Annotated in this window: 15 protein-coding genes; 9 read left to right on the forward strand and 6 right to left on the reverse strand. The window is 49.9% G+C overall.

The annotated features are described in order from the left end of the window. The 6 genes from ACWA6V_RS05600 to ACWA6V_RS05625 form a co-directional block, all read right to left on the reverse strand. Window positions 1–3,104: efflux RND transporter permease subunit (locus tag ACWA6V_RS05600; protein ID WP_449521560.1), on the reverse strand; the 3,104-nt coding region annotated here is incomplete at its 3' end. A 3-nt stretch (window positions 3,105–3,107) separates the two neighbouring features. Beyond that, complete coding sequence (locus ACWA6V_RS05605) at window positions 3,108–4,145, reverse strand: efflux RND transporter periplasmic adaptor subunit (protein WP_449521561.1); 1,038 nt, start codon at window positions 4,143–4,145, stop codon at window positions 3,108–3,110. 22 nt (window positions 4,146–4,167) lie between these two features. After that, window positions 4,168–4,863 carry an MBL fold metallo-hydrolase gene (locus ACWA6V_RS05610; RefSeq protein WP_449521562.1) on the reverse strand — a complete coding sequence of 232 codons (696 nt, stop codon included), beginning with the start codon at window positions 4,861–4,863 and terminating at the stop codon, window positions 4,168–4,170. Further along, complete coding sequence (locus ACWA6V_RS05615; RefSeq protein WP_449521563.1) at window positions 4,860–5,684, reverse strand: sulfite exporter TauE/SafE family protein; 825 nt, start codon at window positions 5,682–5,684, stop codon at window positions 4,860–4,862. Before ACWA6V_RS05615 ends, ACWA6V_RS05610 begins: the two co-directional genes overlap by 4 nt. Further along, the gene (locus ACWA6V_RS05620; RefSeq protein WP_449521564.1) at window positions 5,685–6,215 is read right to left on the reverse strand and encodes a rhodanese-like domain-containing protein; all 531 of its coding nucleotides are present in this window, start codon (window positions 6,213–6,215) and stop codon (window positions 5,685–5,687) included. It lies immediately after the preceding gene. 18 nt (window positions 6,216–6,233) lie between these two features. After that, a complete protein-coding gene (locus ACWA6V_RS05625) occupies window positions 6,234–6,557 on the reverse strand; it encodes an ArsR/SmtB family transcription factor (RefSeq protein ID WP_449521565.1) in 324 nt (107 codons plus the stop codon). A 162-nt stretch (window positions 6,558–6,719) separates the two neighbouring features. Between ACWA6V_RS05625 and ACWA6V_RS05630 the strand changes: the two genes are divergently transcribed. The 9 genes from ACWA6V_RS05630 to ACWA6V_RS05670 all read left to right on the forward strand — a co-directional run. Next, on the forward strand, window positions 6,720–8,012 hold the full coding sequence (locus tag ACWA6V_RS05630) for an NAD(P)/FAD-dependent oxidoreductase (RefSeq protein ID WP_449521566.1): 1,293 nt from the start codon (window positions 6,720–6,722) through the stop codon (window positions 8,010–8,012). A gap of 128 nt (window positions 8,013–8,140) precedes the next feature. Then, window positions 8,141–8,371, forward strand: coding sequence for a hypothetical protein (locus tag ACWA6V_RS05635; RefSeq protein ID WP_449521567.1), 231 nt, complete (start codon window positions 8,141–8,143; stop codon window positions 8,369–8,371). Beyond that, entirely contained in the window at window positions 8,368–9,933 is a 1,566-nt protein-coding gene (locus tag ACWA6V_RS05640; protein WP_449521568.1) for a cytochrome ubiquinol oxidase subunit I, read from the forward strand. Before ACWA6V_RS05635 ends, ACWA6V_RS05640 begins: the two co-directional genes overlap by 4 nt. Next, the gene (gene cydB, locus ACWA6V_RS05645) at window positions 9,934–11,067 is read left to right on the forward strand and encodes a cytochrome d ubiquinol oxidase subunit II (RefSeq protein ID WP_449521569.1); all 1,134 of its coding nucleotides are present in this window, start codon (window positions 9,934–9,936) and stop codon (window positions 11,065–11,067) included. Window positions 11,068–11,092: 25 nt separating this feature from the next. After that, window positions 11,093–11,236: a cytochrome bd-I oxidase subunit CydX gene (cydX, locus tag ACWA6V_RS05650; protein ID WP_449521570.1), complete on the forward strand. Its 144-nt coding sequence runs from the start codon at window positions 11,093–11,095 to the stop codon at window positions 11,234–11,236. A 7-nt stretch (window positions 11,237–11,243) separates the two neighbouring features. Next, window positions 11,244–11,567, forward strand: a complete 324-nt coding sequence (locus ACWA6V_RS05655; RefSeq protein ID WP_449521571.1) for a cyd operon YbgE family protein — start codon at window positions 11,244–11,246, stop codon at window positions 11,565–11,567. A gap of 95 nt (window positions 11,568–11,662) precedes the next feature. After that, window positions 11,663–12,937 carry an MHYT domain-containing protein gene (locus ACWA6V_RS05660; protein WP_449521572.1) on the forward strand — a complete coding sequence of 425 codons (1,275 nt, stop codon included), beginning with the start codon at window positions 11,663–11,665 and terminating at the stop codon, window positions 12,935–12,937. 555 nt (window positions 12,938–13,492) lie between these two features. After that, entirely contained in the window at window positions 13,493–14,743 is a 1,251-nt protein-coding gene (locus tag ACWA6V_RS05665; protein ID WP_449521573.1) for a discoidin domain-containing protein, read from the forward strand. A 12-nt stretch (window positions 14,744–14,755) separates the two neighbouring features. Then, a partial coding sequence (locus tag ACWA6V_RS05670) for a di-heme oxidoredictase family protein (protein WP_449521574.1) occupies window positions 14,756–16,115 on the forward strand: 1,360 nt, incomplete at its 3' end.

Below are 16,115 nucleotides of genomic sequence, written 5' to 3' on the forward strand. Positions count from 1 at the left end.
GCCAGTGCGGTAAGGCTAATCGGCAGGGCACGCACAGCGGCGGCGCTGATGGTGGCGCTCTCGAGGGATTTGCCGTTGCGTATCTCCTGTTGGATAAAGTCCACCAATAAAATGGAGTTGCGCACGATAATTCCGGCCAGCGCAATCATGCCGATCATACTGGGTGCGGTGAATTGTTGGCCGAGCAGGGCGTGGCCGGGCATGATGCCGATAATGGTGAGCGGAATTGGTGCCATGATGATCAGCGGCACTGAGTAACTTTTGAACATGCCCACCACCAGCAAATAAATCATGACCAGACCGACGGAGTAGGCGATACCCATATCGCGAAAAGTATCCAGCGTCACCTGCAGCTCGCCGTCCCATTTCAGGCTCCAATTAACCGGACTTTCGGGCTGCGAATTTAAATACTGGTCGATAACTTGACCAACTAGTGGTGTTTCTTCGATGCGTTTATAAATCGCGGCTAAACCGTAGAGTGGGCTGTCGGTTTCACCTGCGACATCGCCCAGTACATAAACCACCGGCAACAAATCTTTGTGGTGAATGGTTTGTTGGCGTTGGCTTTCGATGACCTGAGTGACCTCGCTAAGCGCGATTAAATTGCCATCGCGCGCGCGGATTTTTATTGCCAACACGCGTTCGAGACTGTCTTTCTCCCCGGCGGGCAATTCGAGCCGAACAGGCAGGGCAACTTTTGCATTAGTAGTATGAAGATAAGAAGCATCTTCGCCCACGAGTGCGGTGCTGATCGCATTGGCGACACTGGTTTGATCCACACCCAAACGCGCTGCACGTGCGCGATCTACTGCAATTAACCAACGGGTTTGTGGTGCTTCAATCGTATCGTCTACATCGACAACATCGGGCGTTGCTTCAAACGCGGCACGCACCTGTTTGGCGACATCTAGCTGACGCTGGTAATTCATGCCGTAGACTTCTGCCACCAGTGGCGATAACACGGGCGGACCGGGAGGGACTTCAACTACTTTGATATTCGCGTTCATGGTGTTGCCGACGTCCGCAATTAATTCGCGCGCGGCCAGGGCAATGTCGTGGCTTTTGCGGTGGCGTAAATGTTTGTCCACCAAATTGACTTGAATCTCACCCATATGCGGCGCGCGGCGCAAATAATTTTGGCGAACTAAACCATTAAAATTAATGGGCGCAGAGGTGCCCGCATACAATTGGTAGTCGGTAACTTCTGGAATGGTTTCCAATTTATCCGCGAGAGCTTGTAATACTCTTTGGGTGTTTTCCAGAGGAGTGCCTTCGGGCATATCCACCACAATCTGAAATTCGCTTTTGTTGTCGAAAGGCAACATTTTTAACATCACGGCTTGCACGACTACTAAAGCAATCGATGCGAAGATTAGACCGAGAATGCCACCGAGTAACCAAAGCCGCGCTTTTTTTCCGGCTTCGCGATTTAACAGCGGTGTCATAATGCGTGTAAAAAATGGCAGGAATTTATTGCCGTGGGGTTCATGTGCATTCGCACTGGTATTAACACTGCCGTGATCAACATGCGCAAATAAACGGCGATATAACCAGGGCGTAAACATAAAGGCGACGGCAAGGGAAATTAGCATGCCGGTGGACGCATTAATCGGAATGGGCAACATGTAAGGACCCATCAATCCTGTCACAAATGCCATAGGCAGTAGGGCGGCGATAACGGTGAAGGTTGCCAAAATAGTCGGGCCGCCCACTTCGTCTACGGCGATTGGGATAGCTTCATTCAGCGATAATTTCCCCAAGCTCATGTGGCGATGAATATTTTCTACCACCACAATTGCGTCGTCCACCAAAATGCCGATGGAAAAAATTAGCGCAAACAGTGATACGCGATTAAGCGTAAAACCCCAAGCCCATGAAGCAAATAACGTAATGGCGAGCGTCACAATCACCGCAGCGCCTACCACAATGGCTTCGCGTTTACCTAACGCAATCAGCACCAAAATAATGACTGAAAGTGTGGCGAAAATGAGTTTTTTGATCAGCGTTTGCGCCTTGTCTTCCGCCGTGGCGCCGTAGTTGCGCGTGACATTCACATTGATGGCATCCGGCACACTCACGCCGCGTAATTGCGCGACACGTTCAATCACTTGCTCGGCTACATCCACAGCATTTTCGCCCGGCTTTTTAGCGATGGATAAGGTAATGGCGGGATAACGACCGCTGTTTTTTCCATCTGTGGTGGTCGATGCAGAACCAAAACCGTGAGAGACATAGTGCGTGGGTTGATCAGCACCTAAACTCACTTGTGCAACATCGCGCAAAAATACGGGCGCACCCTGGTAAACACCCACCACCAGATCGGCCACTTCTTCCGGGGTTAATAAAAAATCCCCCGCTTGTACCAGCATTTCGCGATTGTCGCTTACCAGTGAGCCGGCTGCTTGCGAAGTGTTGGCAGCACCGAGTGTGTGGCGTAAATCATCCAGCGCCAAACCATATGCGGCCATGCGTTCCGGATCAAATAATACGCGCACGGCTTTATCGGAGCCGCCAAGAATATCGATATCGCGCGTGCCGGATACACGCTGCAATTGAGTTTGTAATTCGCGTGCAACACTGAGTAAATCGCTATTCGTGGTTGCATCATTTTTGCTCCACAAGGTCAGTGCGACTATGGGTACATCGTCAATGCCTTTGGGTTTAATCAGCGGTTGGCCTACACCCAGATTGCGCGGCAGCCAATCGCTATTGGCATAAAACGCATTGTATAAACGCACGATTGCATCCGTGCGCGGCTGGCCGACTTCAAAGCGCACGGTGAGGCTCGCCATGCCGAGTGACGATGTAGAATAAATATGTTCGACGCCTTCAATCTCTGAAACAATTTGCTCAGCGGGGTTGGTCACCAGCGCTTCCACTTCTTCCGGAGTGGCACCTGGGAAGGGAATAAACACATTGGCAAAGGTCACGTTAATTTGTGGCTCTTCTTCGCGCGGCGTTACCAGCACCGCAAAAATACCGAGCAGTAATCCGGTGAGTGCCAATAGTGGGGTAATTTCCGTGGTTAAAAATGCACGTGCAATGCGACCGGAAATTCCGAGTGATTGCTGAGTGCCTTTCTGTTCAATAAATTGGGGCTCCATAAGTTATTGCTCCGCACTGTGCAAATTTTTATAAGCATTCGCAGCCGCGATGGGATCAGTGGCAATTTTTTCACCGGCAGTTGCACCGGCGAGGATCGGATAATTCATATCGCTGGTAAGCGAACCCAGGGTTAGTTGGCGAAATTCCAGGGCATTTTCTTTAATCACATATACGCCGCTCACTTCGCCACGTTTGCTAACGCTGCTCGCCGGAATTAATAACTGCTGCTGCTCGCCAGTGGCAAAAGCAATTTTCACAAAGGTGCCGGGAAATAATTGATGATCGCCTTCTGGCAAATTCACGAGTACTTTAAACGAATGGGTTTGTGGATCAGCGCTGGGGGGAATGCGCAGGTCGCTGCTTTCCAGAATGGTGCCGTCTGCCAAATAAATTCGCGCCTGTTTGTATTTGCGTACCGGGCCGATATGTTGCTGCGGAATATCCACCTGCGCGCGCAGGTGCTCCAGCGATAACCCCGTCATCAGTGCTTTGCCAGGGGACACCGTTTCGCCCACATTGACTGCGCGGCTGACGACGATTCCTGCATAGGGAGCGTTGATAACTGTGTAATCGAGGTTTTGTTCTGCTTCACGCAGATTGGCTTCAGCCGATTTAAATGCGGCTTCGCTTTTATCAAAATCTGCTTTCGCGATTAATGTTTTCGCGAGCATTTCTTGCATACGCGTATATTGCGCTTGAGCTTCGGTAAATTGCGCTCTGGCGCTTGCCGCACGTGCTTTTTGTTCGGTATCGGTAAAACGAATAATTAAATCGCCTTTGGCAACATAATCGCCCACGTCCACGGGGATCTCGACAATGCGACCGGAGGTCTGTGCCGACACAGTCGCTTGATTTATCGCTTCAATCACGCCATCGTATTTCACTTCTTGCGTAGTGGTTTGTAGGCTGAGTTGGATATTGGCCAGTTCAGGTATTTTTTTCGGCGCTGCTGGGGGGGACGAATCTTTGCTGCAGGCGGATAAAAAGATAACACCAGTCAGTGCAAGTATTAATGTGAAATTCATACGCGTGCTATTCATAGCGACTCCTTAAAAATCCGTATTAGTTTTTACCGCAGGCGCGATTCGCGGGTACGGCTACATCCATCATTTTTGGGTTAGGTAACTTCAGGTTATTCATTAATTCCACGTAAGCGGTTACGTCTTTTACTTGCAGGCGTGGGTTGTGCGCTTTTTCTTCGCCGATGGTAGTGCGCATCCAACCTTTGTAATCATGGGCGGGGTAAACCCAGGTGGTTTCCGGCAATAGCAATAATTTTCCAAACAGGCTGTGGTATTGCTCTTGAGCGCTTCCGTTTTGAAAATCCGTGCGACCGGTGCCACGAATTAACAATGTGTCGCCGGTAAATAAATACTGTTCGTCACCGTCGATGAGATGAAATGTGTAGGAGTCGTCGGTATGGCCGGGCGTATGCAAAGCAGTGAGCGTTAATTCGCCCACAGGAATTTTTTCGCCATCGCGCAATGCGTGGGATACACAACCAGAGTTTGCCTGTTCGCCGAGCAGTGTGGTGCAGCCGGTTAAATCACGCAGTTCGCCTGCACCGGTAATATGGTCGGCGTGAGTGTGCGTATCAAGCGCATAAACCAAGGTGAGATTCAATTCGCGCAGCAATTGCAAATATTGTGGAACTTCTGCTTTCACTGTATCAATCAACGCTGCGTTGCGTGTTTTTTCGCAGGCGATCAAATAAGTGTAAGTGGAGGATTCTTGTTCAAAGAGCTGACGGAAAATCATAATTGCCTCACAAGAGTAATAGCTGCAACAATCAACAAGCTCACCGCAAATATTTTTTGCAGCAACACATTTGCAATTTTATGGCTGACGGTCTGGCCAATGATCATACCGATCACACCGCCTGCCGCGACAAGTAGCAACCTTTGCCAATGTTGTGTTTCGCTCAGCAGTAAATGGCTGATAAATCCGGAGCTGCTAATAAGCGCAATAATTAATAGCGATGTACTCACCGCTTGCGCCATGGTGACTGCGCTGAGTGAGAGCAGTAGCGGCACAATTAAAAATCCACCGCCGACACCAAATAAACCCGACAACACCCCAACGATTAAACCGCCGATTAATAATCCACTCACGCAGCGCGGGCGCAATTCAAATTGCCCGGTGGGATTGAGATTGCACAAATGATCCGGGCTGGGGACATTAGCAAAATTTCCTGCACGAACCACGCGTGCCGATGCCGGATTTTTTTGTGCATTTACCCACATGCGCAGCGCGATGATTACAGCGAGCAAACTGAAGCTGCTGATTAACCATAGCTCACTCATCTGCATACCCAACCATTTGCCCACTGGTGCGCTTAGCGCGCCGCTAATCGCCAAAATCAAACCGGGCTTCCACAGTACGCTCGGCGTGCTACGCGAAAATTTATTGCGCAAACTGGCATACATAGTCGTGACGGCTACTGCACCCAACGAAATACCTGTGGCATCGGCCATGGACATACCGCCGAGTAACAACAGAAGTGGCACGGCGAACACTGAACCACCTGCGCCGGTGAGACCAAGAATCAAGCCAATTAATAGCCCAATGGATAGCAGCATTTATTTGTTCCAGGGTGCTTTGGCGATCAACATTCCCATTGGGCAAATGTCGGTAATGCCCGCGAATGTCAGGCCCACGCCGATAATGCCAGACAGTGCATAGAATCCTGGATCAATCCAAGTACCGAGCACCACTCCGATTACTACCAACAAACCCGCAGCGATACGGATTTGGCGCTCCAGTGGAATCACTTTTTTGCCTTTTTCCGCCAGCGGAATATTGGATTGTTTAACGGCGTTCATTCCGCCTTCAATAATCACCAGCTCTGCATTTAATTTACCGTGCAATTGTTCAGCTGCCATTTCAGCGCGTCTTCCGGCTTGGCAGAGTAAAAAAATCTGCGCACCATTTTTACCTTTTGCAGCAATTTCATTTTGTACGCGCTCTGCCGTTAATTCATGCAGGGGAATATGCAAACAATTGGGTAAGCCAGCAGCGTTGACTTCAGCAGCAGTGCGCACATCCAAAATGCACATATCGACGGTTTCATTTGCCATCAAATCAACAGGGTGGATACGTTTATGGTTCATATTTTTTCTCGAGAATCATTAATCTTGTGGGCAGTAAATGGATTGCAATACTGCGATGATTTTTTGTGCTTCATCACCCTGCAATGTGTAGTAAACGGTCTGCGCTTCTTTGCGTGTGCTGACCAATCCGGCTTCGCGCAAGCTGGCCAAATGTTGCGACAGTGCAGATTGGCTCAGCGGTACTTTTTCATTTAGTTCACCTACGGACATCTCGCCGCCCATGAGGGTGCAGAGAATCATCAGCCGGTTTTCATTTGCCAGCGCTTTAAGCAGGGCAGCGGCATCCTGCGCGTGTTGTTGCATGTCATCAAGACCAGCGTCTTTAGGGACGGGCATATTCATTTTGCGTCTACCTTTTGTGAGTTTGATTTCATTATATTAAATAAATATAAATTAGCAATATCTAAATTAGTGATCTATTATGTAATGCAAGGGGTCAGATTCCTGTAGTTGCCCCCAAGGCCGTGAATATTGTCGCAATCCAATTTGCTAAAGAGGTGTGCTATGGCTCATGTCGTATTTGTTGGAGCAGGTTTGGGAGGAATGGCGGGGGCATACGAAATGCACGATGCCTTGGGGAAAAACCATCAGGTAACCATGATCAACGAACGGGAGGATTTTCAGTTCGTCCCGTCTAACCCCTGGTTGGCTGTGGGGTGGCGCGCAGCGGAACAGATCAGCTTCCCGATTCGCCCCTATCTGGAAAAGAAAAACATTGCCTTTATCGCGCAGCGGGTGGATGAGATTAACCCGGTCGATAAATACCTCACCCTGAGTGATGGTAAACGTGTGGATTATGACTATCTCGTCATTGCCACTGGCCCCAAGTTGGCCTTCGATGAAGTTCCCGGCGCTGGCCCTCACAGCGGGTTTACACAATCCGTCTGCACCTTGCCCCACGCGGAACATTCCTACGAAGACTATAAAAAGCTGGTTGATAACCCCGGCCCAGTGATTATTGGCGCTATGCCCGGTGCCAGTTGTTTTGGCCCGGCTTATGAATACGCCTTTATTTTGGATACCGCCCTCAGCCGCGCCGGTGTGCGCCACCGCGTGCCCATCACCTTTGTTACCAGCGAGCCTTACATCGGTCATTTGGGCTTGGGCGGAGTAGGTGACTCAAAAGGCATGATGGAATCAGAGTTGCGTAAACGCGCGATTAACTGGATTACCAACGCCAAAACCACACGCATTGAAGCGGGAAAAATGTTTGTCGATGAAGTGGATGCGCAAGGGCAGGTGATCAAACAACATGAGTTACCTTTTGTGCACTCCATGATGTTGCCCGCGTTTAGGGGTGTCGATGCGGTGGCAAAAGTAGAAGGTTTATGCAATCCGCGCGGCTTTGTAATGATTGATAAGCACCAGCGCAGCACCAAATACCCCAGTATTTTTTCAGCGGGTGTATGCGTAGCTATTCCGCCCATTGAACAAACACCTGTACCAACAGGCGCACCTAAAACAGGCTACATGATCGAATCCATGATGACCGCGTTGGTACACAATATTGCTGCGGAAATTAATGGTGAAGTTGCTGATTTTGAAGGTAGCTGGAGCGCATTTTGTCTGGCCGATATGGGTGATACCGGCGCTGCTTTTATCGCCGTACCACAAATGCCGCCGCGCAATATCATGTGGTACAAGCAAGGTAAGTGGGCGCATCTTGGAAAAATCGCGTTCGAAAAATATTTCCTCGCCAAAATGAAAACCGGCGTGTCCGAGCCCTTTTATGAAAAATGGTTGTTGGATGCGATTGGTTTGCGCCGCCTCGATAAAAAAATGCATCACTTCCACTAGCGGAAATTTCTTGCGCGGCAATTTGTCGCGTAAGAATTAATTTCAAGTTGATATATATCAATTCGCGCGACAGCGGGTTATAGCAATCTAGACTCGATGGTGCTGTAACAGCACGGAGATGGAGTCAAATGTTGAAACGCTTACGTGAACGCCTCCCGCAGGATTCGATGTTTCGCAAACCCTTGGTGTTCGATATTTCTGCCGTACTGGTCGTCAAACTGGTACTCATCACGGTGTTATGGCATGTCGCCTTTAAACCGTTAAAACCTGCTGTTGCTCCCGATGTTCACCTCAAAATGGGTTTGCCGTCATCATCATCGGCCACGCCCGCCAACCTCCCAAAGGACGTTAACCTATGAACGAACTTGCTGTGGATTTATCGCGCCTGCAATTTGCACTCACGGCGATGTACCACTTTATTTTTGTGCCGCTCACGCTGGGCTTGAGTTTTATTCTCGCGATTATGGAATCCGTGTATGTCATGACCGGAAAAACTATTTACAAGGATATGACCAAATTCTGGGGAAAATTATTCGGCATCAACTTCGCATTGGGCGTTACCACGGGTTTAACCATGGAATTCCAGTTCGGTACCAACTGGTCTTATTACTCCCATTATGTGGGCGATATTTTTGGTGCGCCGCTCGCGATTGAAGGCCTGATGGCATTTTTCCTTGAATCCACTTTTGTCGGTTTATTTTTCTTTGGTTGGGATCGCTTGACTAAAGTGCAACATTTGACAGTGACCTGGTTGGTTGCACTCGGTAGCAATTTGTCGGCGTTATGGATTTTGATCGCCAATGGTTGGATGCAAAATCCCGTCGGCTCTGAATTTAATTACGAAACCATGCGCATGGAAGTGACGAATTTTTCCGAGGTGATTTTTAACCCGGTCGCGCAAGTGAAATTTGTTCATACTGTATCGGCCGGTTATGTGACTGGTGCAGTTTTTGTGTTGGCGATTTCTTCTTATTACTTACTCAAAAAACAAGATGTGGGTTTTGCCAAGCGCTCCTTTGCGATTGCCTCGGCATTTGGTTTGGCCTCGGTTATTTCTGTGATTATTCTCGGCGACGAAAGCGGTTATGAAGTGGGTGATGTGCAAAAAATGAAACTCGCCACTATTGAGGCAGAATGGAAAACCCACCCCGCACCCGCCGCGTTTACTGTCGTAGGATTTCCTGATCAGGAAAAAGAAGAGACAACAAGCGCGATAAAAATTCCATATTTACTCGGGTTAATTGCAACGCGCTCTATTTCCGAACCGGTTCACGGTATTCAGGATTTACGTGAGCATGCGCGTGAGCGCATAGTTAACGGAATGCAAGCTTACGCGTTGCTCACCAAATTAAAAGGCGGTGAAGATACGCCGGAAAATCGCGCGGCATTTGAACAAGTCAAAAATGATTTGGGTTACGGTCTGTTACTCAAACGCTACACCGATAAGGTAGTTGACGCGACGCCCGCACAAATCGATCAAGCCGCACGTGACACTGTGCCAAAAGTCGCGCCTATGTTCTGGGCATTTCGCATCATGGTTGCCTGTGGCTTTGCGATGCTGCTCATTTTTATCTACGCATTTTGGTTAAGCACCAAACATCAACAAGATAAACCGCGCTGGTTTTTAAAGCTTGCATTGTTTTCATTACCGCTACCCTGGATTGCCTGCGAGACCGGTTGGTTTGTAGCGGAGTATGGCCGTCAACCTTGGGCAATTGCCGAAATTTTGCCGACGCGCTTGGCCGCTTCCTCACTCACGACAGATCAAGTATGGACGTCGCTGATCGGTATTATTTTGTTCTACACAATTCTGTTGATTCTTGAAATGTATTTAATGGTTCGCTTCTCCAAACAAGGGCCGAGCTCCTTGCACACCGGCCGTTACGATTTGGAAAATACTACAAAAACCGAGGTGGCATAAATGGATTACGAAACATTACGGGTGATTTGGTGGGTACTCATCGGTGTACTGCTGATTGGTTTTGCAGTGACTGATGGGTTTGATTTGGGCGTGGGCGCGTTGCTGCGCATTATCGGCAAAACTGATGATGAGCGGCGGGTAATGATCAATACAATTGGCCCTCACTGGGACGGCAATCAGGTGTGGTTTATTACGGCGGGCGGCGCGCTCTTTGCGGCTTGGCCGCTAATTTATGCCGCGTCTTTTTCCGGATTTTATTTTGCGATGTTAATCGTGCTCGCCGCGCTCTGGTTGCGCCCGGTTGGATTTGATTATCGTAGCAAGTTGGAAAATCCGCGCTGGCGCAATGCCTGGGACTGGGCACTGTTTGTCGGTGGATTAGTTCCATCGCTGTTATTCGGTGTCGCCTTTGGCAATTTATTTTTGGGTGTGCCTTTCTCTTACGACGAAATGCTAAGGCCGAGTTATGACGGCGGCTTGTTCGGTTTGTTGCGTCCCTTTGCATTGCTGGCCGGGTTGGTGAGTGTGAGTATGCTGCTGATGCACGGTGCAACATGGTTGCAATTAAAAACGGATGGATTTATCCGGGCGCGAGCACAGCGTGTGGGTTTGGTGTTGGGAGTGGCAACAGCGGTATTGTTTGGTTTGGCTGGCATTTGGGTCGCGCAATTAAATGGCTATCAATTAGTGGGCTATATCGACACCAACGGCCCATCCAATCCGCTCACTAAATCCGTCGAGTTAGTCGCGGGTGGCTGGGTGAAAAATTACAGTCTCTATAGTTGGATGCTCGCTGCACCTGTGTTGGGTGTTATGGGTGCATTAGCCTGCGCTTGGTTCAGTGTAAAGGCAAAGGCAGGCTGGGCATTTTTGTCATCGAGCCTGGCGATTGCCGGTGTGATTCTCACCGCGGGATTCTCAATGTTCCCCTTCCTCATGCCGAGCAATGTGCAGATTAATTCATCCCTGACGTTGTGGGATGCCACTTCCAGCCACACCACGCTGATGATTATGTTTGTAGTGGCGTGCATATTTGTGCCGCTGATTTTGGCTTACACCCTTTGGGGTTACTGGGTGATGCGTGGCCGCTTGAACGAAAAAGCGATTCTCGCCAACAGCCATCAACTCTATTAATCCCTACTATTTATTGAGGAGAAAAATGATGTGGTATTTCACCTGGATTCTCGGCGTTTTACTCGCGTGTTCGTTCGGCATCATCAATGCCATGTGGTTGGAAAACACCATGAGTGATACCCAAGCGGTTGATGATCCTGCTGCTGGTGACAAAGCGACTAGTGAGTAAATCTGCGATGAGCAATTATCCCTCAGTGCAAAAAAACGAACCGGCAACCGAGCCGATGGAAAAACCCGCGCCTCAAGGAGGAGGGCGGGTGTTGGTATTTTGCCTCTCGCTGGTGGTGATGGTGCTCATCACTGCCTGGCCGCATTTTTTCGGCACCACCCCCGACACCATGGATCACAACGCCGCCATGGTGCTGATGCTCGGCATGAGTTGCGGTTTTGTGTATGGCATAGGCTTTACCCCCAAATTGCGCCTGTGGCGCTGGCTGTTTTCTGGTTGGAGCGCAATCGGGCTAATGCTGCTGGGCTTGTTAATGCTGTGGATGAAATAACCTGAGGTAAGGAAGCGTAAAGTCGCAAAAGAGTCTTGATCCGGGAATTGATGTGGCGCGTAAAGCATCTTTCAATTTCTAGAAAGGTGACTCTAATGGAAGGTTCCTACAATTGGTTGCTGGTATTTGCATCTTACTGTGTGGCGGTAATCGCCTCGTATACGGCGATTTACTTCGGCACACGGGTGTTTAATCTGGACGGAAACTCACGTCGCTTCTGGCTGGCGGCCGGTGCGCTTAGCCTCGGCAGCGGTATTTGGTCGATGCATTTTGTGGGCATGAGCGCCTACACAATGCCAATGCATATGCACATGAGTTTCAATGCCACCCTCACATTGCTCTCCTGGGTGCCCGCCGTGTTTGCATCGGCACTGGCACTCTATGTCATCACCCTGGCAAAAGTCTCCGTAAAAACCATCGCTGCCAGCGCATTTATTATGGGTGCAGGGATTTTTGCGATGCATTACGGCGGTATGTATGCGATGCAAATGCATCCAGGTATTGAGTACGACACGCTGCTGGTGATTCTTTCCGGTGTGATTGCCATTGTGGCATCGGGCGCAGCGCTGGTGATTTGCCGCAAGGTGCGCGATGTCCCGCCGCAATATGCACTGGCTTTTAAAGTATTGGCTGCGTTGGTGATGGGGGCGGCTATCTGCGGCATGCACTACACTGGAATGGCGGCAGCCAGTTATCCGATGGGCGCGCAGAGCCATCCGGAAAATTTATTGCGCGGCGATTGGATGGGCATCCCGACGGCAATCGCTGCGAGCATTTTGCTGCTGCTTGCGCTCTATTCTGCCTATACCGATTTCCGCGCGATGGAACGGGCGCGTCAGGAAGAAAAAAATAGAAATGCCGCTGCACGTCAGACAGCGTTTTACGATTCACTCACGGGCTTGGCCAATCGCAGTTTTCTGGAGGCGCGCGTATTGGAAAAGCTGACGGTTAGCGAAGGTAGCAATGTTCCCGCCGCGTTTACGCTCGCCTATTTTGAGTTGAGTGATTATCGCGATCTCACCCAGCGCCATGGCGAAGCGTTTACCCAAGCCTTGATCAAATATTTTGTCGCCGAGCTGGACGGGAATGTGCCGACTGCCGAATTGATCGCGCGTTGTGGGGGCAATAGTTTTATGGTGGTGATCCCATCCACTAATCCGGCGATGCTCAATGGAATCTTGCAAAAAATGGCCAGCGCATTTAAGAACTCGGTAGCAATTAGCGGCAAACTCACACTGTGCAAATGGAGTTTTGGTTTCAGTGAATATCCCAAGTCAGGTACTAACAGCCGCAACTTGATTCGTGCAGCACAGCGCATTCGTTACACCTCGGGTGAGGAGCAACAACAGCTCGATTTGGAGGCGGTGTGATCTGATCGAATTATTGACTTTTGTTTACTATCAAAACGCCAGAGCAAACACTCTGGCGTTTTTTTGTGCAGGGATTTGTAGAAGTATTTGTGCAGCAATTTGTCCGAACTTCGCTAATCACGTCCCACCTACCGGTTTTACTTAGTGGCACCCCGATAGTGGCGTGTTCCATTCGGAAATGGAGTGTGAATAAAGTCGCGCTTCGCTTGCCAAGCCTGTTTCTTATAATCCCAAATTTACTCACGGGTTCACATTTGTAATGCTCACTTCACGTCGCGCCCATAGTGGGACGACAGATTTTTCTCCGGCACTTAGAATCGCATTCGAGCCACCACATAAGCGCTACTGAACCCGTTCTGTGGTGTTGCCGGAACAGTTGTGTTTATGAAACTCATCGCAGCAGTGATGCTGAATCTAACGATCAAGGATCCGTACCAATCAACCGTTGGTTCCCATTGCCGTTGTTATAAGGGCAGTTGTTAGTTGGGCAACTCAACCTCTCGCACAACTCACTATTTCAAAAAACAATAATTTCAACAACAGAGGCAAGATCACATGCGAATCATCCAATTCGGCCGTCGCGCCGTTTGCGCCTTACTCACGCTCGTCAGTACCAGCCTGTATGTGCAAACTACCAGCGCACAAGTTATCAACATCAACGCCGTTTCTGCCACCGGCAGTAGCAATTTACAACCCGCCAATTTGGCGAATGACAACAACGGCAGCACCCGTTGGGAATCCAATCACGGCGTTTCGCCTAGTTCACTCACACTCGATTTAGGCCAGCCCTATGCGCTCAATCAAGTGGTGATTTTGTGGGAAGCCGCAAATGCCGCAAGCTATGAAATTCTCGGTTCCAACAATAATTCCAGCTGGACACAACTCAGCCTGCGTACCGGTGGCACTTTTGGCAACCGCACTGATACCGTCGGCTTGAGCGGCACTTATCGCTATGTACGCATGAATGCATTGACGCGCAGTGCTGGCAATAACTGGGGCTACTCGATTTTTGAAATGGATGTATTCGGTGCAGTGCCTGCAGCCTCATCTGTTGCTGCATCCAGTGTGGCGGCGGGCAATTGCAATCTCGGCTGCGTGACCACGCTCAACAGCACTACACTGCGCGCGACTGTGACCCAAGCTGACATCGCTGATATCCATTACCGCATCAACAACGGCGCGCAACAAAATGTGCGCATGAATGTAGCGGGGGGTGTATGGACTTATGACATCCCCAACTTAAATACAAGCAGTGTGGTGAGCGTCAGCTTCACTATTATCCGATCAGGGGCAGGGCAGGATACCGCTTGGCAAAATTATTCACTTAACACGGTTGCCAGTTCATCGCGCAGTTCGGTTGCACCTTCGAGCACTCCACCTAGTTCAGTTGCTCCATCGAGCACCCCACGCAGCTCCGTTGCTCCATCAAGTACGCCACGCAGTTCAACACCTGCATCGGTACCCGCATCCAGTTCGTCTGCGGCGAGCCTGGGCAATATTGTGCCTTTATATAACGCATCAACCGTGCTTGAAGGCGCGATTCAATTCGATCGCGGTGATGCATTGGTAACACGCATTGCTGACCGCGGCCGTGACCGTCATGCGAAAGAAGACCAGTTCCAGGCTTATGATCACTTCCTGAGTTTTTATTGGGAGCACCGCACCGCTGAAATTGAAATTGTGGATTACGTGGCCAAAGGCGGCAGCACTGTGCGCATGAATGTGAAGACACAATTTAAATTGAACGATACCGAGGCAGAAAACCGCTGGTTCTATCGCGGTGTAGGCACAGTGGCTGAGTATTAAGATAACGGCACCATGAACGTGATCGACAATCTCAATTACTACAAAGAACGCAGTTTCAATGCGCCCGAAGGCCGCAATATCCGCATCGGCGATAAGCTGGAATTTGAATTGAGCCAATTCCTCGACCACACAGTCCCGCACGGTCGTTCGGCTTACTACGGTACTACCTATCTTTATATTGTTGGCAAAGGCTTGGTGCCTTGGGATGTTACCGGCAATTTTGGCACCATTGGTGGCAGAAAAGATTCGATAGAAATCCCGGAGAAAGCCTGGTTAGGCGGTAAAACAACACTACCGTACAACCACTCGAATGAACCGGACAACCATTTCATCCAAATGGCGACCAACCTTGCATCGCAAAATGGCCAACCATTTGTATTGGGTCGCCGTGTGCATCACGCTTCATTTATCGATGGTTCACACGATGAACACGTCGTTGATAACGGCACCTTCCCCGATACCGTCGGCAAAGCGGGCCCGCATTATGTGCATGATCGCTGCGCTGGATGTCACGTGCGCAATGGCCGCGCTGCACCTGCACCGGTTGGCCAACCGCTGGAGAAATGGGTATTTAAAGTGGCCGACCTCAATGGCAATCCGCATCCGAATTTAGGTCGCGCGTTGCAACCAAAATCGGCCGGAGGTGTTGCGAGTGAAGGGCAAGCGTCTATCGCCTTCTGGACTGAAACCAATGGCCTGCGTAAACCTAATTATCAATTCAGCGGCGTAACGCCAGCGCGTTTCTCTGCGCGTGTTGCTCCACAGTTAGTTGGTATGGGTTTGTTGGAAGCGATTCCAGAAGCAACGATTCTCGCCAAAGAAGATATTAATGATGCAAATGGCGATGGCATTTCCGGTCGCGCCCAGCGTGTGGTTGATCCCTCTGGCCAAACCCGTTTGGGCCGCTTTGGTTACAAAGCCGGTACTACCAGCGTCAAGCATCAAGTGGCAGCGGCGTTCAATTCCGATATGGGCGTAATGACCAGTGTGCTGCCTAATCCTGATTGCGGTTCTGCGCAAACCGACTGCGGTGCGAGTGGTTCGGAGTTGTCAGATACTCACCTGAATAATTTGGTGAAATACATTTCAACCCTTGGTGTGCGTCCTCAGCGCAACTTGAATGATGCAGCAGTACAGCGCGGTGAAACACAATTTGCATCAATTGGTTGTGTGGGTTGCCATACGCCATCCGTAGTGACTAGCCAATACCATCCACTGGGTGAATTGCGCAGTCAAACCATCAAGCCTTACACCGATATGTTGCTGCACGATATGGGTCCAGACCTGGCAGACAATTTGGGTGAAGGTCAAGCGAGCGGTGCTGAATGGCGTACCGCGCCTTTGTGGGGTCTTGGTTTGTCTGCGTGCGTAA

This window comes from Cellvibrio sp., from assembly GCF_053579595.1.